Source organism: Pseudomonas cichorii (genome assembly GCF_003700275.1).
GTDB lineage: Bacteria > Pseudomonadota > Gammaproteobacteria > Pseudomonadales > Pseudomonadaceae > Aquipseudomonas > Aquipseudomonas cichorii_B.
On record NZ_RBRE01000003.1, the window covers coordinates 12,163 to 32,016 of the forward strand.

General features: G+C 56.9%; 17 protein-coding genes, 4 tRNA genes and 1 riboswitch. Of the genes, 8 read left to right on the plus strand and 13 right to left on the minus strand.

What is annotated here, in order from left to right:
• Positions 1–195 precede the first annotated feature (195 nt).
• The gene (locus ALQ04_RS00605; RefSeq protein ID WP_122313738.1) at positions 196–1,734 is read left to right on the plus strand and encodes a cryptochrome/photolyase family protein; all 1,539 of its coding nucleotides are present in this window, start codon (positions 196–198) and stop codon (positions 1,732–1,734) included.
• A complete protein-coding gene (locus ALQ04_RS00610; protein WP_122313739.1) occupies positions 1,731–1,871 on the plus strand; it encodes a DUF2256 domain-containing protein in 141 nt (46 codons plus the stop codon). Before ALQ04_RS00605 ends, ALQ04_RS00610 begins: the two co-directional genes overlap by 4 nt.
• 110 nt (positions 1,872–1,981) lie before the next feature.
• Here ALQ04_RS00610 and ALQ04_RS00615 read toward each other — a convergent pair whose 3' ends face one another.
• Both ALQ04_RS00615 and ALQ04_RS00620 read right to left on the minus strand, forming a co-directional pair.
• The gene (locus ALQ04_RS00615) at positions 1,982–4,159 is read right to left on the minus strand and encodes a multicopper oxidase family protein (protein WP_122313740.1); all 2,178 of its coding nucleotides are present in this window, start codon (positions 4,157–4,159) and stop codon (positions 1,982–1,984) included.
• Positions 4,160–4,752: 593 nt separating this feature from the next.
• Positions 4,753–4,829, minus strand: a tRNA-Arg gene (locus tag ALQ04_RS00620).
• Positions 4,830–5,131: 302 nt separating this feature from the next.
• On the opposite strand from ALQ04_RS00620, the gene ALQ04_RS00625 reads away from it, so the two are divergent.
• The 4 genes from ALQ04_RS00625 to ALQ04_RS00640 all read left to right on the plus strand — a co-directional run bounded on the left by ALQ04_RS00625 (position 5,132) and on the right by ALQ04_RS00640 (position 7,627).
• On the plus strand, positions 5,132–5,371 hold the full coding sequence (locus ALQ04_RS00625) for a hypothetical protein (protein ID WP_122313741.1): 240 nt from the start codon (positions 5,132–5,134) through the stop codon (positions 5,369–5,371).
• Positions 5,372–5,409: 38 nt separating this feature from the next.
• Entirely contained in the window at positions 5,410–5,595 is a 186-nt protein-coding gene (locus tag ALQ04_RS00630) for a PA3371 family protein (RefSeq protein WP_122313742.1), read from the plus strand.
• 439 nt (positions 5,596–6,034) lie between these two features.
• Entirely contained in the window at positions 6,035–6,361 is a 327-nt protein-coding gene (locus tag ALQ04_RS00635) for an Arc family DNA-binding protein (protein ID WP_002554423.1), read from the plus strand.
• A gap of 186 nt (positions 6,362–6,547) precedes the next feature.
• Positions 6,548–7,627: a polyamine ABC transporter substrate-binding protein gene (locus tag ALQ04_RS00640; RefSeq protein ID WP_122313743.1), complete on the plus strand. Its 1,080-nt coding sequence runs from the start codon at positions 6,548–6,550 to the stop codon at positions 7,625–7,627.
• 67 nt (positions 7,628–7,694) lie between these two features.
• Here the strand turns inward: ALQ04_RS00640 and mgtE are convergent, their stop codons facing one another.
• Positions 7,695–9,143, minus strand: coding sequence for a magnesium transporter (gene mgtE, locus ALQ04_RS00645; protein WP_122313744.1), 1,449 nt, complete (start codon positions 9,141–9,143; stop codon positions 7,695–7,697).
• Between the two features lie 323 nt (positions 9,144–9,466).
• Between mgtE and bamE the strand changes: the two genes are divergently transcribed.
• A complete protein-coding gene (gene bamE, locus ALQ04_RS00650) occupies positions 9,467–9,955 on the plus strand; it encodes an outer membrane protein assembly factor BamE (RefSeq protein WP_122313745.1) in 489 nt (162 codons plus the stop codon).
• A 43-nt stretch (positions 9,956–9,998) separates the two neighbouring features.
• On the opposite strand, the gene ALQ04_RS00655 is transcribed toward bamE, so the two are convergent.
• The 7 genes from ALQ04_RS00655 to ltaE form a co-directional block, all read right to left on the minus strand.
• A tRNA-Arg gene (locus ALQ04_RS00655) sits at positions 9,999–10,075 on the minus strand.
• 87 nt (positions 10,076–10,162) lie between these two features.
• A tRNA-Arg gene (locus tag ALQ04_RS00660) sits at positions 10,163–10,239 on the minus strand.
• A gap of 109 nt (positions 10,240–10,348) precedes the next feature.
• Positions 10,349–10,439: transfer RNA gene (locus tag ALQ04_RS00665), tRNA-Ser, on the minus strand.
• A 62-nt stretch (positions 10,440–10,501) separates the two neighbouring features.
• Positions 10,502–10,690, minus strand: a complete 189-nt coding sequence (gene csrA, locus ALQ04_RS00670; RefSeq protein WP_002554426.1) for a carbon storage regulator CsrA — start codon at positions 10,688–10,690, stop codon at positions 10,502–10,504.
• A 178-nt stretch (positions 10,691–10,868) separates the two neighbouring features.
• Positions 10,869–12,101 (minus strand): aspartate kinase, encoded by a 1,233-nt coding sequence (locus ALQ04_RS00675; protein ID WP_122313746.1) that lies wholly within the window; start codon positions 12,099–12,101, stop codon positions 10,869–10,871.
• Between the two features lie 92 nt (positions 12,102–12,193).
• Positions 12,194–14,818, minus strand: coding sequence for an alanine--tRNA ligase (gene alaS, locus ALQ04_RS00680; RefSeq protein ID WP_122313747.1), 2,625 nt, complete (start codon positions 14,816–14,818; stop codon positions 12,194–12,196).
• Positions 14,819–14,962: 144 nt separating this feature from the next.
• A complete protein-coding gene (ltaE, locus tag ALQ04_RS00685; RefSeq protein ID WP_122313748.1) occupies positions 14,963–15,967 on the minus strand; it encodes a low-specificity L-threonine aldolase in 1,005 nt (334 codons plus the stop codon).
• Positions 15,968–16,178: 211 nt separating this feature from the next.
• A riboswitch (FMN riboswitch) is annotated at positions 16,179–16,346 on the plus strand.
• 124 nt (positions 16,347–16,470) lie between these two features.
• Between ltaE and ALQ04_RS00690 the strand changes: the two genes are divergently transcribed.
• Positions 16,471–16,983 (plus strand): 6,7-dimethyl-8-ribityllumazine synthase, encoded by a 513-nt coding sequence (locus ALQ04_RS00690; protein WP_122313749.1) that lies wholly within the window; start codon positions 16,471–16,473, stop codon positions 16,981–16,983.
• Positions 16,984–17,076: 93 nt separating this feature from the next.
• Here ALQ04_RS00690 and astE read toward each other — a convergent pair whose 3' ends face one another.
• The 3 genes from astE to astB all read right to left on the minus strand — a co-directional run bounded on the left by astE (position 17,077) and on the right by astB (position 19,789).
• Complete coding sequence (gene astE / locus ALQ04_RS00695; RefSeq protein ID WP_122313750.1) at positions 17,077–18,078, minus strand: succinylglutamate desuccinylase; 1,002 nt, start codon at positions 18,076–18,078, stop codon at positions 17,077–17,079.
• Between the two features lie 17 nt (positions 18,079–18,095).
• Positions 18,096–18,380: a topoisomerase II gene (locus ALQ04_RS00700; RefSeq protein WP_122313751.1), complete on the minus strand. Its 285-nt coding sequence runs from the start codon at positions 18,378–18,380 to the stop codon at positions 18,096–18,098.
• A 62-nt stretch (positions 18,381–18,442) separates the two neighbouring features.
• Positions 18,443–19,789 carry an N-succinylarginine dihydrolase gene (gene astB, locus ALQ04_RS00705; protein ID WP_122313752.1) on the minus strand — a complete coding sequence of 449 codons (1,347 nt, stop codon included), beginning with the start codon at positions 19,787–19,789 and terminating at the stop codon, positions 18,443–18,445.
• Between the last annotated feature and the right edge of the window lie 65 nt (positions 19,790–19,854).

Sequence of the window (19,854 nt, forward strand, 5' to 3'; positions counted from 1 at the left end):
GCTCTTTGAGAATATCTTGTAAAAACTTATACAAGAGACGCTGCCATGTACAAGAAATCGACGTAACCACTGACCCTCTATTTTTACGGCCAATGCCTGCTCTGCGCTCGGGAAATCCTGATGGCGGCCCTGGCTGTCGTGACGCCTCCCTCTGATAATTGTCCCACTGGACTGGAACTACGCTGGATCTATTGAATGAAGCACTCTAACCGGCTGTGCCTGGTCCTGGGCGACCAGTTATCTTTCGACCTTGCCTCGTTGCAAGGGCTGGATAAGGAGAGTGACACGGTTCTCCTGGTCGAGGTGATGGAAGAAGCCAGCCATGTTCCCCATCATCCGCAAAAAATCACCCTGATCTTCAGTGCCATGCGTCATTTCGCCGAGGCACTGCGCCAGCGTGGAATCCGGGTGCAATACGTCACGCTCGATGATCCGGAAAATAGTGGATCAGTGGCGAGCGAATTGCAGCGCTGGCAGGCCTTGATACATCCAGATGAAATACACATCACGGAGTGCGGCGACTGGCGCCTGGAGCAATCACTCAAGGAGTGTGGCCTGGCGATCCAGTGGCATTCCGACAGCCGCTTTCTCTGCACACGTACCGAATTCTCTGACTGGGCCAAAGGCAAAAAGCAGTTGCGCATGGAGTTCTTCTACCGCGAGATGCGGCGCAAAAATAGCATGTTGCTTAATGGTGATGGCAGCCCGGTCGGCGGCGCCTGGAACTTTGACGCAGAAAATCGCAAGGCCTTACCCAAGGGAGTGAGGCCGCCATCACCCGCCCGGTTTACTCCAGACGCAATCACCCATGATGTCCTTGCATTGGTTGCCAGACACTTCACCAGCCACTACGGCACCCTCGACACATTCGACTACCCGGTGACACACGCAGAAGCCCAGGCGCTGTGGGATTATTTCCTGGACTGGGGCCTTGCGGCCTTCGGCGACTATCAGGATGCCATGGCCAGCGACGAGCCTTTTCTGTTTCATGCCCGGATCAGCGCCGCGCTCAATATTGGCCTGCTGGATCTTCGTCAGCTTTGCAGCGATGTAGAGTCGGCGTACTGGTCGGGCAGCATTGCGCTGAATGCTGCCGAAGGCTTCATTCGCCAGTTGATCGGCTGGCGGGAATACGTCCGGGGCGTCTACTGGCTGAAAATGCCTGATTATGCCGACGGCAATGTGTTCGGTAACACAAGGTCGCTTCCAGAGTTCTACTGGACGGGCGAAACCAGAATGAAGTGCATGCAGCAGGCCATTAGCCAAAGCCTTGAGCATGCCTACGCTCACCACATCCAGCGGCTGATGGTAACCGGCAACTTCGCGCTGCTCGCCGGCATCGCACCAAGTCAAATATGTGAATGGTATCTGGCGATCTACATGGATGCCTTCGACTGGGTGGAGCTGCCCAATACGCTGGGCATGGTCATGCACGCCGATGGCGGTTACCTGGGTTCCAAGCCTTACTGTGCCAGCGGCCAATACATCAAGCGGATGTCCGACTACTGCCGTGGCTGCGCCTACAAGGTGAGCGAAAGCACCACTGACGATGCTTGTCCTTTCAACGCGCTCTACTGGCACTTTTTGATGCGTCACGGTGACCTTCTGCGCGGAAACCAACGCATGGGCATGATTTACAAGAACCTCGACCGCATGCCTGAATCCAGGCAGGAGGCGCTTTGGCAACGTGGCCAGTCGTTGCTCGCCAAACTGGATGAAGGCGGGTCATTTTGAAAAAGAGTGAGCTTCCAGTCAAAACCTGCGTGACATGCGACCTTCCCTTCACCTGGCGGAAGAAATGGGCTCGCTGCTGGGAGGAAGTGCGCTACTGCTCGGAACGTTGCCGACGCAACAGGCCTGATAAACACTGAGTCCCAAAAGAGCCATGGCACCGACCTGGCAATCGTCCGCAAGTGCCAGTGCAGCCCACGGGTTTAACCGGGGGCCACACTTTTGTGCTGCTGGCTAGCTTACAAAGGCATCAATGGCCTGCGTGTCCGGCATCCCTGGAGGTGGACGGGTCCGCAGAGTCGCCAGCGAGGTAAACATTGACGCGCTGCATCATGCCGTTGTCCTCATGATCAAGGATGTGGCAATGCAGGACGTATTCGCCGATATAGCGCTCGTAGCGCGTGCGCATATAGACCTTGTAGCCCTGCTTGACGAACAGCGTATCTTTCCAGACCCCTTTCAGGTCGATGTACTGCGGATCCCCACCCTCCCATTGCAGCCGCTGGGCACGTGAGTAGTTCGGGTTGGTGACGTCCAGACAGCCGTCGTTCCTGGCCGCTTCAGCCTTGAGTTCTGCGGAGTCATCATCGCCGATATTCTTGCAGATGCGACTGACGATGAACGGGTTCACGTGAATGTGGAACGGGTGGTTTATCAAGGAGTTTGAAGACTGGATTTCATTGTGCGCTTCCAGCACCCATTCTTCTGCCGTTCCCAATTTCAGGTTGCGGGTTGGCATATCCTTGTCGCCAAAGGACTTGCCATCGATCATGAATTTAAATCCATCCTTGGGATTGCCTGCGATGGCGAAAGCCAGATGCTGCCGCTGCTCAAGAAGCTCGTCATCCGGGATGGGCTTGTGCTTGACGAAGTGGCTGAAAGCAATGGTTTCCTGCTGCAGATCGCTGACCACGGCTGCGCGAATGTCATCGGGCAAGCGCTTGGCCGCCGTCAACAGGGTCTGGCGGATGACTTCCTTGCTGTCCAGTGTCCCTTTGGTGGAAGCGGTCTTGACCTCGACGAAGCCAAGCAACTGGCTGGGCGTCTGCAGAGTCCGTTTGTTGGCGTTGATCGAGGCGGCCGAGACGGTCTTCTTGTCGATGACGCAATACTGCCCAGCCTTGTCGAAGACAGTGAGGAATTCCGTACGGTAGCCCGGTTGCAGCACGTTGCTTCTGATCGGCATCAGATGCGTCTGGGTCAGACCATCCGAGGCGTACTGCCACTGCACCTGCGCAGCGCCTGGTTCACCCTGAGCATCATCGTTCAGCCCTTCGCAGTTTTCCTGAATCCACATAGCTTCGGCACCGGGTTTCTCCGGGAAGGGCGCGGCATCTGCCTTGACCTTGTAGAACCCAAGATCGACGGTATCGCGGATACCGGCATGGACGACCCGCCAACGCTCGACCCGCCCGGCCACCGCATCGTCGAAGCGAGGTTGTACCATGCCATTGAGTGTGGTGTAGCGATTGGATTCGTCCCAACTGCTGGGCCCCAGATCTTCCAGATTATTGATGACACCGATATCGCCTTCGTCGCATGTCCAGCCGATGACTTCCCCACTGGACGTGGTGGTTTTCTTGATGTTGCCTTCCTTGTCCCGGCAGGCGTACTGGATCTGTTGCAAGACCACCACCCGCTCTGGGAGTTTTTCGCCATTCGGGGCTTTGAGGATGGTGTCGAGATCGCCGGTCTTTTTCAGCGTCGGCACCCGGTTGCCCTCGATTATCAGCGCGCCGCCCATACCGCCAGACACCTGGATGGCGGTCGAACCATGGGTATGCGGGTGATACCAATACAGGCCGGACGGGTGGTCAAGTGGCACGTTGTACTCGTACTGGAACTTGACTCCGGGCTTGATGCTCAACAACACGTTATCGCTGTTGCCCGCAGGCGAAATCCAAAGGCCGTGACTGTGCAGGTTGGTTACATTCAAAGCAGATTTGTCGTCTTTGCAATGTTCTGGAAACCTGGCCTGGTCGCAGATCAGTTGGTTATCCACATTCATGCGGACAGTGTCGCCAGGGCGAACGTGAACAGTCGGTGGAATCAGTTTCCCGTTGTAGGTGCGAACCTGCAGGTGGTCCAGCCGACCGGACATTGCATTGCGCACCAAAGTCTTGGCCGGGTCCGAGAACGTGAGTTTCAGATCGATCTCTGTCTCGTTACCCACCACGTCCACGAATGACTGGCCGGCCTTGGCATTTTGCTGAACGCCCGGCTGGGCCTGTCCCGGTGTGGCCAGGACGCGATAGTGCGTGCGCTCGCCGGTAAGTTCGCTGGGGTTGCCGACGCGGGGTATGCGCCCCTCATCCAGAGAAAGGGCCAGGGCCATTGGCGGGCTGAGCATGGTCAGGGCCAATGCACTCGAGAGAACGCTTGCGTGACGTTTGCGGCCCGACCGGGCCTCCTTGTTGACACTGATCATCCTGATGCCTTCCTTGTATTAGTGCCGGCCACGGGATACTGCTCGGCGACTGTGGTGTACGGATGGATTGAGTCGATAGGCTTGTATGCAGAACCACTTCAAGGATCGAGCCTGACTCTACATGTGTGGAAATGTACTCCTGATCCAATGACTGTAAAATGAATATTTGGCACATTGCCACCATTACTATTCAGGTCCGAATGCTGCGGCTATATAAGCTTCCAGCGGAGCGACGATCTGCTCCGCGCAGCCACCCACAAGGCAGATCCCGCCCGGAGCTCTTGGTCAGCAAAATGGCAATGCATTCAAGAGGGTTACAGCTCGCTGGGGGTGTTCTGTGAGGTGGTCCATGCTCTGGCGCCAGAGCACGACGATCTGTTCCCGGGGGGATTTAGCTTCGATGATTTCTGGTCTTGAGCGCGCCGGGACAGGCTTCAGAATATGAGCGAGCCGCAGCTCTGATTGACGGTTTTACGTGCAGCAGTGTTGGCAGGCAAAAGCCGAGAATTTGGGGCATTCGTCGATGCGATCCAGAGCATGGGCGCCGAGGCAGTGATCCCATTCAGAAAAATGCATTAACTCTTTGATTAGTATGGTGTCCCAGGGCAGGTTCGAACTGCCAACCTTCCCCTTAGGAGGGGGATGCTCTATCCAATTGAGCTACTGAGACACTGAGTTGCCAGCACACCGATTGGTGCCAGCGAGGACGGCGTGCATGTTAACGGCATGGAGGGATTTTGTCATGTCGTCATTGCCTTCGATAATCGTAGTCCACCTCCCGGCGCAGAGCGCTCGCAGGGCGGGTCGTGCATTTTGCATTACCCCAAAAAGCCATCATTGCAAAACGCAATATTCAGCCTCCAAAAACAAAACATAAGTTATTGTTTTATAAGGTTTTTTTAGGCAAATAAACTTGGCATGCAGGCTGCATTATCAGTACCTGTGACGATACTCCACGTAAGGTACCTGAAAATGAACATGACTCTCTCAGTGTTGAACGCAGTAGCTCTGGTGGCTCTTGTAGCATTTCATTTTCAGGATACTCATATTCAAGAGGATCGAATCAGCTCCCATCCTCAATCCCATGAGCTGGTTCGCCAGGCACCGCAATTGGCGGTCATGAGTGACAGAAGCGCCAATGCAGCTACGCTGAGCCTTGAGGTCAAGGAAGCCCCGCTGCCAAATCGTGCTGAAGAGCGTTGGATCTTCTGAGATCGTCACACGTAGCCCACCTTCACGAGAGAGTAGCCATGTCAAAACCCGCATTGTCATTCATGATCCTGGCACTGATGGCTGTTGCCGTTGATCTTCTTCTCCCGGAGCAGGCGCACGCATTGAACTCCGTCTCCAGAATTGCTGCCGGGCTGTTTGCGAGCCTTTTCGTTGCGGCAATGGTCATTGGACGACGTTTCAAGTTCGATCCGGTTCTGCGCTGACTGAACACCCGCTGATGGTTGTACTGGTCGGTAGGGCTTCAAGCCATTGCTGACTGGGTCATCGGCCTCTCAGGCAACCCTCTCCTCCCCCGCCACAGCACGCCCGTCGGCATCTTTCGTATTGTTGCCAATAACCATCTACGCTGAAGACAGATAGCCATCATGGCAAAAAGTAGTCAGGCGCTCGCCGTGTCACCCTGATGAGCTGGAATTGGCAACCTTTGCAAATCCGCTCGCAATTCTGATAATTGGTGCTGGCTAAACGCCTTTATCTGAGTCAATATTTGTCACAGAATTGACGCCAAGGATTCGACGTAATAGGGCATGATGCGGCGCCCTTGGATAACTCGGTGGAACATTTGGCCAAAACGACTGTCCTAAGATCACAATCTTGCGGCCACTTGCGAAACCGCTTCCCCTGAACTAACCGGTTAAATATATGAGCCCGATGAAACAGGCTACTTATTCCAGCCGTACGGCTGACAAGTTCGTCGTTCGCCTACCAGATGGCATGCGTAATCGTGTGCAAGAGGTAGCTAAAAACCACCACCGAAGCATGAATTCGGAAATCATTGCTCGACTCGAACAGAGCTTGATTCAGGAAGGAGCCCTTGGCGATGAGCCAAGCCTGCGCCTTGATAGTCCTGAGCTGTCATTGCACGAACGCGAGTTGCTGCAACGCTTCCGTCAACTCTCGCACCGCCAGCAGAACGCCCTGGTGTCACTGATCGCTCATGACACGGAACTCGCTTCAGAAGAGTCCTGAAAAACCAGAGTGACAAGAATTCAAGCCAGCGCAAGCTGGCTTTTTTTGTTGTAGTCCTTTTCCCGATACTTATAAGAGTCTTTCTTATACAGTAGGCACTTCAAACCTTTTCCTTCTCCGATCACTGCGCCTGAGGCAATGGTTGTTCGGGCATCGCAATTATCAAATCCTGCGAGGAGCTGCGAAATGCTCGGCAAAGCCTTCCTTCCCCTGATGCTGGTCGCATCGATGAGTCAGGCCGGTCAGACCGTCAAGGTATTCAGCTGGGTGGATTATTTCGCCCCGGACACGCTGAAAAACTTCCAGAAAGACACCGGCATCCAGCCCACCTATGACACCTATGATGGCAACGACGTCCTGGAGGAAAAGCTCAGGGCAAGAAATTCCGGTTACGACATTGTGGTGCCATCGAGCCATTTCATGGGCGGGCAGATTCAGCGGGGGGATTTGAAGAAGCTGGATAAAAGCCAGTTACCCAACTGGAAAAACCTCAACCCGGTTCTGCTCAAGGCACTCAAAGGCATCGACCCTGGTAACGAGCACGCCTTTCCATACCTATGGGGGACGACCGGCATCGGCTATAACGCTGCCAAGGTCAAGGCAGCGCTGGGCAGCGATGCGCCACTCAACTCCTGGGATATGGTTCTCAAGCCCGAGAACATGAAAAAGCTGGCCCAGTGCGGCGTGGCATTTATCGACAGCGCCCCCAGCGTACTGCCCATCGCGCTCAACTATCTGGGCCTGCCGCCACACAGCGAAAAACCAGAGGATTACGCAAAGGCCAAAACGGCGCTGCTCGCGATACGCCCTTACGTGCGTTACTTCAATTCGGTCGATTACGTGAAGGATCTGGCCAATGGCACAATTTGCGTCGCGATCGGCTACTCAGGCGACATCATGCAGGCAGAGCGCAGCGCCCAGGAGGCTGGCAGCGACACTGAAATCAATTATCTCGTCCCCCGCGAAGGCGCGCCGATGTGGTTCGACATGATTGCCATGCCAGTCGATGCGCCTGACGAAAAAGCTGCCTACGCCCTCATGAACTACCTGCTCAACCCAAAGGTGATGGCTGACATCTCCAACTATCTGCACTATGCGAACGGTAACGAGAAGTCCGAGGCGCTGGTCGATGCGGCAGTGCGCCAGGACACCCGAATCTACCCGGATGACGAAACCCTTGGCACTCTGTTTGTCCAGCAAGCACTGCCCACCAGGATTGAAGCGCTGAGACTGAATACATGGAAGGAGATCAAGGCCGGGCAATAATCATCTTCCCGGGCCTTCAAAGTAAAAAACCGCCTGATCAGGCGGTTTTCTTGTTTTAAAGCGACGATCAAAGCAGAAAGATGGTCGCCAGCCCGAGGAAAATAAAGAACCCGCCACTGTCGGTCACCGCAGTAATCATCACACTGGCACCCATAGCCGGATCGCGGCCCAGACGCGCAAGCGTCATCGGGATCAGGACGCCCATGAGCGCGGCCAGCAGCAGATTGAGTGTCATAGCAGCCGTCATGACCACGCCCAGCGACCAGCTGTCATAGAGCAAGTAGGCAACCACCCCGATCACTCCGCCCCATATCAGGCCGTTGAGCAACGCAACCCCAAGCTCCTTGCGCAATAGCCGCGAGGTATTGCCGTTGCCGGTGCTGACCTGGTCCAGCGCCATGGCGCGCACGATCATGGTAATGGTCTGGTTGCCGGAGTTACCGCCGATACCGGCAACGATCGGCATCAGCGCCGCCAGGGCCACCAGCTTCTCGATCGAACCCTCGAACAGGCCGATGACCCGCGACGCCAGGAACGCGGTAATCAGGTTGATCGCCAGCCAGGCCCAGCGGTTACGCAGCGAGCGCCATACCGAAGCGAAGATATCTTCCTCTTCACGCAGACCCGCCATGTTGAGGACTTCACTTTCGCTCTCCTCACGAATCAGGTCGACCATTTCATCGATGGTCAGACGACCAATCAGCTTGCCGCTCTTGTCGACCACCGGTGTGGAAATCAGGTCATAACGCTCGAAGGCCTGCGCAGCGTCATAGGCATCGTCTTCCGGATGAAAGCTGACCGGATCGTCGGCCATGACATCGCCGACCTGCTTGTCCGGATCATTGACCAGCAGACGCTTGATCGGCAGCACACCCTTGAGCACGCCGTCGTAATTGACCACAAACAGTTTATCGGTATGGCTCGGCAGCTCCTTGAGCCGGCGCAGGTAGCGCAATACGACTTCCAGGCTGACATCCTCACGGATCGTCACCATCTCGAAGTCCATCAGTGCACCGACCTGCTCTTCGTCGTAGGACAGCGCGGAACGCACACGTTCGCGCTGCTGGACGTCCAGCGCTTCCATCAGTTCGTGAACGACATCACGGGGCAGTTCGGGGGCAAGGTCGGCGAGTTCGTCGGCGTCCATCTCCTTGGCCGCCGCCAGCAACTCGTGATCGTCCATGTCGGCGATCAGGGTTTCACGGACCGAATCGGAAACTTCAAGGAGGATATCGCCGTCGCGCTCGGCCTTGACCAGTTGCCAGACCGTCAGGCGCTCCTCAAGAGGCAGCGCCTCAAGGATATAGGCGACGTCCGCAGAGTGCAGGTCATCAAGCTTGCGCTGCAGCTCGACAAGGTTCTGGCGATGAACGAGGTTTTCTACGCGATTCTGGTTCTGACCTTCCTGACGGTGGATCAGGTCTTCAACCACACGCTGGCGCTGCAGCAGATCGACGACTTGAGCAAGTCGATCCTGCAAGCTTTCCTGCGTTTTCTTTACTTCTATTTCAGTCATAGGCGAACTCCACTCCCAGCAGCGGAGCACGCCGGGAGGTTCAATCAGTTGATTCTTGATTGGTGAAACGAGCTATTGAGTAACTACTGGGTAAGTCCATGGAGGTATTCCACAAGCCCCGGCGGGGCTGACGGGCGCAATGATACACCGCTTTGAGCGGATCGCACGTGAGAAAATTCAGGCAAGAACAGGCGCTTGCAAGACAAACCTGAGTGTTTTTGCGAGACAGCAGGGTTACGAAGTTACATTCAGCGAAGAAAACCCGCTCGCCGGGAGACAAGAGCGCAATTAGGGTGATGACTCACGTCATGGAGGACTCTGTAATGCGCATCACACCCCGTGTTTTTCTTTGCAGCAACCTGCTCTGCCTGCCGATCTATGCCGAAGCCAATACCGTCCAGCGCTGTGAAGACCCGTCCGGCAAAGTCATGTTCACGACCCTGGGCTGCCCGCCCGGCCACAGCAGCGCGCTGCAGGAAGCTTACAACGCTCCCCCGGGGAGTCTGGTGCCGAGTCTGCCAGCCACCGAAAGCCGGCCTGTAGCCCGCAGGGAAATCGTTGTGGTCGGTCAACAGGACGATGGGTGCGGCAATCGATTGAGCGCAGAACAGCGCCGCAAGGCCATCATCAATCAACGCACACCACCCGGCATGACCCGGCGCGACGTCGAAAGCCTGCTGGGCCGGCCCGACAAGGTCAGCAATAACAATGGAGAACTGCGCTACACCTACCATCTGAAAAATGGCCGTAGCAACCACGTGACATTCGACGCAAATGAATGCGTGAAAGAAAAAGGCAAAGGAAAGCGCTAGAAAGCAAAAAGCCCGCATCTTTCGATGCGGGCTTTCTGGTGTATGGTGCACTCGACAGGATTCGAACCTGTGACCGCTCGGTTCGTAGCCGAGTACTCTATCCAGCTGAGCTACGAGTGCATTGGTATTTTTAGACCAGATCACCTCTGGTTGAAGCCAGTTATCCGGAAGTCTGTATTTAACTACATTCAACCAGTTAACCTTAAATGGTGCACTCGACAGGATTCGAACCTGTGACCGCTCGGTTCGTAGCCGAGTACTCTATCCAGCTGAGCTACGAGTGCATGTGTTGGTGCCGCGCATTATAGGTCGTTAAATCATTTTGTAAAGAACTTTTTCTAGTAATTTCAACAACTTACAGAAGAAGCCAGATCCAACGCACTACAGAAATAATGGCGGAGAACGGGGGATTCGAACCCCCGACACCCTTGTGAGGTGTACTCCCTTAGCAGGGGAGCGCCTTCGGCCACTCGGCCAGCTCTCCGCAACACGGGGCGTATAATAACCACCCTTTTCCCCGTTTGCAAACCAAAAATTCAATAAAAATTAATGGCTTGGTTCTTCGTCCTTCTCTTTCTTGATGCGCAGGTAAATTTCTTCACGATGCACAGCTACTTCCTTGGGCGCATTGACACCAATACGCACCTGATTACCTTTGACGCCGAGCACAGTCACAGTGATCTCACCATCACCAATGATCAGGCTTTCTGCGCACCGACGAGTCAAAATCAGCATACCTTTCTCCTTATGCATTTCAGGGACAACAGTCTGCAAAACCAGTAGGCATCAGCCTGCGACGAAAAAGCCACGAGCCAAGCCTGAGTATTGACCAGCGCGAAGAAAAGAACAGTCTTTGCCTTACGCCCAGCACAAGAAAACGAAAGGCGCGGTCAAGCCACGCCTTTCGGGCAGATCACTCACCCTGCCGCGGAGCATCCAGCTCAAAGGCCGTGTGCAGTGCGCGCACAGCCAACTCCAGGTACTTCTCTTCGATCACGACCGAAACCTTGATTTCCGAAGTGGAGATCATCTGGATATTGATACCTTCCTTTGCCAGGGCCTCGAACATGCGGCTGGCAACACCTGCGTGGGAACGCATGCCGACGCCGACGATGGAAACCTTGGCAATCTTGGTATCACCGGAAACTTCACGAGCGCCGATTTCGCGCGCGGTGGTTTCCAGAACCTGCAACGCCGACTGGTAGTCGTTGCGATGAATGGTGAAGGTGAAATCGGTGGTGTTATCGTGCGCAACGTTCTGCACGATCATGTCGACTTCGATATTCGCCGCGCTGATCGGGCCGAGAATCTTGAAGGCAACACCCGGCGTGTCTGGCACACCACGGATAGTCAGCTTGGCTTCATCGCGGTTGAAAGCGATGCCGGAAATGATCGGCTGTTCCATGGATTCCTCTTCATCAATGGTAATGAGGGTGCCCGGCCCCTCCTTGAAGCTGTGCAGAACGCGCAGCGGGACGTTGTATTTGCCTGCGAACTCTACCGCACGGATCTGCAACACCTTGGAACCGAGGCTGGCCATTTCCAGCATCTCTTCAAAGGTGATCTTGTCCAGGCGCTGAGCTTGCGAGACGACACGTGGATCGGTGGTGTAAACGCCATCCACATCGGTGTAGATCTGGCATTCATCGGCCTTCAGGGCAGCTGCCAGCGCCACGCCGGTGGTGTCGGAACCGCCACGGCCCAGCGTGGTGATGTTGCCGTTCTCGTCGACGCCCTGGAAACCGGCGACCACCACGACCCGACCGGCCTTGAGGTCGGAGCGGATCTTCTGGTCGTCGATCTGCAGGATGCGTGCCTTGTTGTGCGCGCTGTCGGTCAGGATTCGCACCTGATTACCGGTGTAGGACACCGCCGGCACGCCGCGCTTCATCAGCGCCATGGCCAGCAACGCAATGGTGACCTGCTCGCCGGTGGAGACAATCACATCCAGTTCGCGGGGAACCGGCTGATCGCTGATCTGCTTGGCCAGCTCGATCAGGCGATTGGTTTCGCCACTCATGGCCGACAGCACGACCACCAGGTCATCGCCCGCTTCGCGGAACTTCTTAACCTTGTCGGCGACCTGCTCGATGCGCTCTACAGAGCCAACGGAGGTGCCTCCAAATTTTTGTACGATCAAAGCCATCTCAAAGCCGCCTCAAACCCGTTAAGGGCACCCATTAACATTCAAATCCAAGTGCCGGGCCTGCCATGCGCCGGCAGGCCTGGAGGTTCGACTCAGATACCCTGCTCTACAAAAGGAACAGTCAGCGCCAATGCCGAATCCAGCGCACCGGCATCGACACCGCCACCTTGAGCCATGTCAGGACGTCCGCCGCCTTTACCACCGACGGCAGCGGCCGCTTGTTTCATCAAATCACCGGCTTTGAGTTGGCCAGTCAGGTCCTTGGTCACGCCTGCAACCAAGACAACCTTGTCTTCATGAACACTGCCGAGCAGGATCACTGCGCGGCCGAGCTTGTTCTTCAACTGGTCGACCAGCGCCAACAGCGCCTTGCCATCCTGACCATCCAGGCGAGTGGCCAGAACCTTGACCCCTTTGACATCCAGAGCAGCGGCAGACAGATCGTCGCCCGCCGCACTGGCTGCCTTGGCCTGCAGTTGCTCCAGTTGTTTTTCCAGCTGACGGTTGCGCTCCAGCACAGCCGACAGCTTGTCCAGCAGGTTGTCGCGATTCCCCTTCACGAGGGTCGCAGCTTCCTTGAGTTGGTCTTCGGCCGAATTCAGCCATGCCAGTGCTGCGGCACCGGTGACGGCTTCGATACGGCGCACGCCGGCAGCCACGCCACCTTCGCTGACAATCTTGAACAGGGCGATATCGCCGGTACGGTTGGCGTGAATACCGCCACACAGCTCGACGGAGAATTCACCGCCCATGCTCAGCACGCGCACGCTGTCGCCGTACTTCTCGCCAAACAGCGCCATGGCGCCTTTCTTTTTGGCGGTTTCGATATCGGTTTCTTCGGTGACCACCGGAGTGTTCTTGCGCACTTCGGCGTTGACGATATCTTCCAGGGCTCGCAGTTGCTCGGGCTTGATGGCCTCGAAGTGACTGAAGTCGAAGCGCAGACGCTGACTGTAGACCAGCGAGCCTTTCTGCTGGACGTGCTCACCCAGCACCTGACGCAATGCAGCGTGCAACAAGTGGGTGGCCGAGTGATTCAGGGAAGTGGCGCCGCGTACCTCGGCAGCAACCCGGGTTTCAAGCTGGGCGCCGACCTTCAGGCTGCCTGCGACAACCACGCCATGGTGCAGGAATGCGCCGCCGGTCTTGGTGGTATCGCGTACGTCGAAACGCACCGCACCCGCCTGCAGGTAACCGCTATCGCCTACCTGACCGCCAGACTCGGCGTAGAACGGCGTGCTGTCGAGGATCACAACGCCCTCTTCGCCTTCGCTCAACTGCTCGACCGACTGGCCATCCTTATAGAGAGCCACGACCTTCGCACTGCCGCTGGTGGCGGCATAGCCGGTGAACTCGGTGGCGACATCAACCTTGACCAGGCTGTTGTAGTCCATGCCGAACGAACTGGCCGAACGGGCACGTACACGCTGGGCTTCCATTTCGCGCTCGAAACCTTCCTCGTCGAGGGTCAGGTTGCGTTCACGGGCGATATCGCCAGTCAGATCCATCGGGAAACCGTAGGTGTCGTACAGCTTGAACACGACCTCGCCCGGTACGACAGAACCCTTGAGTTCGGCCAGATCCTGTTCGAGGATTTTCAGGCCCTGCTCCAGGGTCTTGGCGAACTGCTCTTCCTCGGCCTTGAGCACGCGCTCGATATGCGCCTGCTGCTGGGTCAGTTCCGGGAACGCAGTGCCCATCTCGGCAACCAGCGCAGCCACGATCTGATAGAAGAAGCTGCCCTTGGCGCCCAGCTTGTTGCCGTGACGGCAGGCACGGCGAATGATTCGGCGCAGAACGTAGCCACGTCCTTCGTTGGACGGCAGAACGCCATCGGCAATCAGGAAGCCACAGGAGCGAATGTGATCCGCTACGACCTTGAGCGAGGCCTGATTGTCATTGCTGCAACCGATGGCCTTGGCCGAAGCGCTCAGCAGGCTCTGGAACAGATCGATTTCGTAGTTGGAATGCACGTGCTGCAGGACCGCACTGACACGCTCCAGGCCCATGCCGGTATCCACCGAAGGCGCTGGCAGCGGATGCAGAACGCCATCGGCAGTACGGTTGAACTGCATGAAAACGTTGTTCCAGATTTCGATGTAACGGTCGCCGTCTTCTTCCGGCGAGCCAGGCGGGCCACCCCAGATTTCAGGACCGTGATCGAAGAAAATCTCGGAGCAAGGACCGCACGGGCCGGTATCGCCCATGGTCCAGAAGTTGTCGGAAGCGTAAGGCGCACCCTTGTTGTCGCCGATACGCACCATGCGCTCGGCCGGAACACCGATCTCTTTGGTCCAGATATCGTAGGCTTCGTCATCGGTGGCATAGACCGTGACCCAGAGTTTTTCCTTGGGCAGGTTCAGCCATTTTTCCGAAGTGAGGAAGGTCCAGGCGTAGGTGATCGCATCGCGCTTGAAGTAGTCACCGAAGCTGAAGTTGCCCAGCATCTCAAAGAATGTGTGGTGACGAGCGGTGTAGCCGACGTTTTCCAGGTCATTGTGCTTGCCACCGGCACGTACGCATTTCTGACTGGTGACGGCGCGGGTATAGGCGCGCTTTTCCTGGCCCAGGAAGCAATCCTTGAACTGGTTCATGCCTGCGTTGGTGAACAGCAGGGTTGGGTCATTGCCCGGAATCAAGGAGCTGGAGGCTACACGGGTGTGGCCTTGCTCTTCGAAGAAGCCAAGGAAGGCTTCACGGATTTCTGCGCTTTTCATAGGTTCTTCCACGGAGACTGCAGCCAGAGGCAAATGCAAAACGTCAAATGACGTAGCGACGGCAAAGGGCCGCATTATATAGGCGTTGCGTCCTCGGTACAGCGTGTTTGTACGATAGAAACCAGTAACTGGACTATCGGCATCTTATATGCGTGCAAACTCGGCGAATACGGCGATCACCCGCTCAAGCTGGGCACGCGAAACATTCATGTGGGTGACCATGCGCAGACGCGGCGCGGCGGTGAGCCTGATCTCCCGCTCGGCACAGAATGCCCTGAGCGAATGAGCCCGCTCCCCCATGCGCACATACACCATGTTGGTCTGCACAGGCTCGACTTCATAACCCAGCTCGCTCAAGGCCGCAGCCAGGAATGACGCATTGGCGTGGTCGTCGGCAAGCCGTTCGACCTGATGATCCAGCGCATACAACCCGGCAGCCGCGAGGATGCCGGCCTGACGCATGCCGCCACCGACCATCTTGCGCAAACGACGGGCCTTGGCGATCAGTTCCTCGCTGCCGCACAGTACAGAACCGACCGGGGCACCTAGTCCCTTGGACAGGCACACCGACACCGAATCGAAGTAACCCGCGATTTCCCGGGCATCGACGCCCAGCTTGACCGCTGCGTTATATAAACGTGCACCATCCAGATGCAGGGCCAGGCCTTTTTCCTCGGTCAGCTTGCGCGCCGCCGCCAGATAACTCAGCGGCAGCACCTTGCCTTGCATGGTGTTTTCCAGGGCCAGCAGGCGTGTGCGGGCAAAATGGAAGTCGTCGGGTTTGATGCTTTCAAGGACCTGATTCAGGTCCAGCGAGCCGTCGGCCTGGACTTCCAGCGGCTGGGGCTGGATCGAACCCAGTACCGCCGCGCCGCCACCTTCATATTTGTAGGTATGGGCCTGCTGGCCGACGATGTACTCATCCCCCCGCTCACAGTGCGCCATCAAGGCCAGCAGATTGCTCATCGTGCCGGAGGGCACGAACAGAGCACGGGCAAAACCCAGGCGTTGCGCCAGCGTGGCTTCAAGAAGATTGACGGTCGGGTCTTCGCCGTAGACATCATCCCCGACCGGGGCATGCGCCATGGCGTCAAGCATACCGGCCGTTGGCTGGGTCACGGTGTCGCTACGCAGATCGATGACTGTCACGAATACACTCCCTGAAAACTCGAAAATCGATAATGCAGGCAACGTCAAGGTTGCAACAAGGCATTACTTGGGTTTGACATGATAATCAAGGTCCACAGCCCTCGACACCCAGTGTCCTTATAAGCAAAAGGTAGGGACACTGTACGAAAGTGTCCATGCAGGATCGAAAAAACTGTGATAAAAATCCCGCGCCGACAACAAACAGTGTCGGCAACGTTCTCAGGGCGGGGCGTAATTCCCCACCGGCGGTAATGGCGCGCAATGCGTCTAGCCCGCGAGCGCTTGGCGAGCTTCAGGTTTTACCGAAGCGCTTCAAGGTCAGCAGACCCGGTGTGATTCCGGGGCCGACGGTCATAGTCCGGATGAAGAGAGAACGGGATAGCGTCAACAGGAGCGTCTGCAAAACCGCTGCATGGACTACCTGGTTCATGAGGTTTTCTTACGCGAACTGAATCCCTTTCGATCCAATGCCCTGTTTTTTTCATAAACAGGAGTCAGAACACGTGCAACCCACTGCAATCGACAGCAAAAGCAAAAACCACTCGAACGAGCGCATCGCTTTCATCCAGGCTTGCTGGCACAAGGATATTGTCGATCAAAGCCGCAAAGGCTTCGTCACTGAAATGGTCAACCAGGGTTACGCCGAGAGCGATATCGATTTCTTTGAAGTCGGCGGTGCCTTTGAAATTCCCCTGCATGCCAAACTGCTGGCCAATACGGGCCGCTACGCCGGCATCGTCGCGGCCGGACTGGTAGTCGATGGCGGCATCTATCGCCATGAGTTCGTGGCGCAATCGGTGGTCAGCGCGCTGATGCAAGTCCAGCTGGAGACCCAGGTGCCGGTTTTCTCGGTAGTCCTGACCCCGCACCACTTCCATGCAGGCGAAGAGCATCACAAATTCTTCTTCGAGCACTTTGTCCACAAGGGCGAAGAAGCGGCCAAAACCTGTGCCGACACCCTGAACAAGGTTCGCGCCTTGCGTCGTATCGAGACACAGCAAAAAGCAGCCAGCTGATCTTGTGTGCAGGAGCGAATCCATCCGCGAAGAGGGTGTTCCAGCCGCTAAATATTCACCGGCTATAAAAACCTTTCGCGAATGAATTGGCTCCTACGTGGGCTGTGTAGATGGCACGATCAGGATGCCGGCTCGCAGCCCATTGCCGACCTTCGGATTCGGGAAGATGATTCTTGCCCCTTCCTCTTCCACCACCCAGCGTGAACCACCCGCGTCTTCGGCCAGCAGAAAGCCCTTCTCCAGCAATGAAAAGTTTTCCACATCGTCCGGCAGGTTGAGGGTGAAGGCATCGCTGCGCTTGATGATTTCCCGCGCCACGCTGAAGAGCTGCAAGCCGTCCAGGTCTTCGCTCATCTCAGGTTCGACACCTTCGACAAGCTGCTCCAGAACCCGGCGCAAGGGTGTGAGGTTGACCTGCTGGTTATGGCCGAATGGCCGCGCCTTGCCCAGTTCCAGAGTGAAAGACTCGGCCCCGAGCTGATCGTAGGTATAGGCGCTGAACACGATGGATGGCTTGTTCTGCAGCAGCACCGCACTCATGCCCGCTGCGCGCAGCCGCGCCAGTTCACGGCGCGAATGCTGGCGCCCGTCTTTCCATGGATACAGCGCGAACTGCTCGATCTTCGAGCCACGAATGGCGGTGTGCAGGTCGTAATGCAGGCGATAGCGATCCGGCACACTGAAAAAGCTCGCTGCCAGACGTTCAAGCTCACAGGCGCGCATGGCCTCCGAGCCGCTGCTTTGTTCATGACGGCCATTGAACAGCCGATTGACGTCCTGCTCGACATACCGCGCACCACGGCGCATGGCCTCGGGGTTGCCGAACAGAAACAGAATACGGGCCCGCGGTTTGAGATCGCCGCGGGCGATGCTGCGGATCAACTCATCCAGCAGCTCGATGGGGGCCGTTTCGTTGCCATGGATACCGGCCGACAACAGCAAGTCAGTGCCATTGTCCCGATCCTGGGGCGCCCGCACTTCCAGGGCGCCCTCCCCCAGCCAGCGCATACGCACGCCGCCGACGGTCAATTGAGTCTTTTCTGCGGGCTCGCGCCCGGCCAGAGTCAGTTCCAGCAATTTACCGAGAGCGAGCATGGGCAGCTCCTCAATCCTTAATGATTGCAGTCAGGTCCGTGTACATGCTCTTCATCGCCGCTCATGTCGGCAGGTTCCATTTCCAGTTGCAGGCTGACCAGATTGGTGGCCAATGGGCGCAGCAGCAGGTTGGCGTATTCGGCATCGTCTTCTTCGACATCGACACCGATCAACAGCTGGCCACGACCATCCTGCTGAATCCACAGCTCTTTACCCTGCCAGATGACGGCTACGCGGGTGCAGGAAGTTTCCAGCTGGGTGCCGTCGGTGTCTTCGAGGATTAATTGCAGGGCGTCGCTCATGTTCGGATTCTCTATGCAGATGGAAATCACGCGCCGGACCGATGCCCGGCGCGTCAGGACTTTCAAACCAGTTGAAAGGGGTAAACGCTGCCCAGTTTAAGGATTTGCGTGAGCTCATCCAATGCCGTGCGGCATTCAGTCAACAATTGTGGATCAGCCAGGTCGCTTTCGCTCATGCGATCACGATAGTGCCTGTCGACCCAGCGGGTCAGGGTTTCGTACAGGGGCACGCTCATGATCACGCCTGGATTGACCGCTGCCAGTTCCGTCTCATTGAGCGCAACCCGCAGGCGCAGACATGCCGGGCCACCGCCGTTCTGCATGCTTTGCTTGAGGTCGAAGACTTTCACTTCACGGATCGGCCCGCCATCGGCCAGAAGACGCTGAAGATAGTTCCAGACGCGCAGATTGGCCTGGCACTCCTGCGGCACGATCAACAGCATCGAACCATCGGCACGTGACAACAACTGGCTGTTGAACAGGTAGGAGCGCACCGCGTCCTCGACCGACACTTCGTCACGCGGTACGCAGATCGAGCGGAACAGCCCGCCGACACGAGCGAGCTTGTCATGCAGCTCGCCCAGCATCGACTCGGTATTGATAAACGCATCCTCATGATGAAACAGCACTTCGCCATTGCCGACCGCAATCACGTCGTTATGAAACACACCCTGATCGATCACCGCCGGGTTCTGCTGGCCGTAGACCACACCGCTTTCGTTCAGGCCATGCAAGCGGGCAACCGCTCGGGAGGCTTCGAGGGTCTGCCGGGCCGGGTATTTCTGCGGTGCCGGGTAGCGCGTATCGAAGGCACTGCGGCCAAACACGAAAAACTCCACGCCAGCCTGACCATAGTCGCGACAGAAACGGCTATGGTTGGCCGCACCTTCGTCACCGAACTGCGCCACTGCGGGCAAGGCCGGGTGATGAGCGAAATGCTGTTCATGGGCGAACATCGCTTCCAGTACCCGGCTGGTGGTCGGATGCTCGATGCTGCGGTGATATTTGCAGTTCAGGTTTGCGGCCGTGAAATGCACCCGGCCATCGGCCGTATCGGCGCTCGGACTGACGGTCGCGGCATTGGCGACCCACATGCTCGACGCCGAACAACTGGCGACCAGCAGCGGCATATCGTGCCTGGCTGCCTGCTCGATCACTTGCGCATCGCTGCCGCTGAAGCCCAGTTGCCGCAAGCCGGCCACGTCAGGACGCTCCTGCGGAGCCAGCACGCCCTGGGTAAAGCCCATGTCCATCAGCGCTTTCATCTTCGCCAGGCCCTGCAATGCAGCTTCGCGAGGATTGGAGCACTGCTGGCTGTTGCGCTGGGAAGCCACATTACCGTAGGACAGACCGCCGTAGTTGTGGGTAGGCCCAACCAGACCGTCAAAATTGACTTCACAGGATTTCATCGGCAAGGCTCCGTAGATCTGTTTTTTATAGGTGCATCTTTGCAGTGCTATCAATGAGCAGTGCT

Excerpts from the sequence above, each read along its gene's own strand:
- ALQ04_RS00640 (WP_122313743.1), top strand. The coding sequence starts at position 6,548 with ATGCTCGGCAAAGCCTTCCTTCCCCTGATGCTGGTCGCATCGATGAGT.
- ALQ04_RS00675 (WP_122313746.1), bottom strand. The coding sequence starts at position 12,101 with ATGGCTTTGATCGTACAAAAATTTGGAGGCACCTCCGTTGGCTCTGTA.
- astE (WP_122313750.1), bottom strand. The coding sequence starts at position 18,078 with ATGCTCGCTCTCGGTAAATTGCTGGAACTGACTCTGGCCGGGCGCGAG.
- csrA (WP_002554426.1), bottom strand. The coding sequence starts at position 10,690 with ATGCTGATTTTGACTCGTCGGTGCGCAGAAAGCCTGATCATTGGTGAT.
- mgtE (WP_122313744.1), bottom strand. The coding sequence starts at position 9,143 with ATGACTGAAATAGAAGTAAAGAAAACGCAGGAAAGCTTGCAGGATCGA.
- ALQ04_RS00635 (WP_002554423.1), top strand. The coding sequence starts at position 6,035 with ATGAGCCCGATGAAACAGGCTACTTATTCCAGCCGTACGGCTGACAAG.
- ALQ04_RS00630 (WP_122313742.1), top strand. The coding sequence starts at position 5,410 with ATGTCAAAACCCGCATTGTCATTCATGATCCTGGCACTGATGGCTGTT.
- ALQ04_RS00615 (WP_122313740.1), bottom strand. The coding sequence starts at position 4,159 with ATGATCAGTGTCAACAAGGAGGCCCGGTCGGGCCGCAAACGTCACGCA.
- ALQ04_RS00700 (WP_122313751.1), bottom strand. The coding sequence starts at position 18,380 with ATGAGCGACGCCCTGCAATTAATCCTCGAAGACACCGACGGCACCCAG.
- ALQ04_RS00605 (WP_122313738.1), top strand. The coding sequence starts at position 196 with ATGAAGCACTCTAACCGGCTGTGCCTGGTCCTGGGCGACCAGTTATCT.
- ALQ04_RS00625 (WP_122313741.1), top strand. The coding sequence starts at position 5,132 with ATGAACATGACTCTCTCAGTGTTGAACGCAGTAGCTCTGGTGGCTCTT.
- alaS (WP_122313747.1), bottom strand. The coding sequence starts at position 14,818 with ATGAAAAGCGCAGAAATCCGTGAAGCCTTCCTTGGCTTCTTCGAAGAG.
- astB (WP_122313752.1), bottom strand. The coding sequence starts at position 19,789 with ATGAAATCCTGTGAAGTCAATTTTGACGGTCTGGTTGGGCCTACCCAC.
- bamE (WP_122313745.1), top strand. The coding sequence starts at position 9,467 with ATGCGCATCACACCCCGTGTTTTTCTTTGCAGCAACCTGCTCTGCCTG.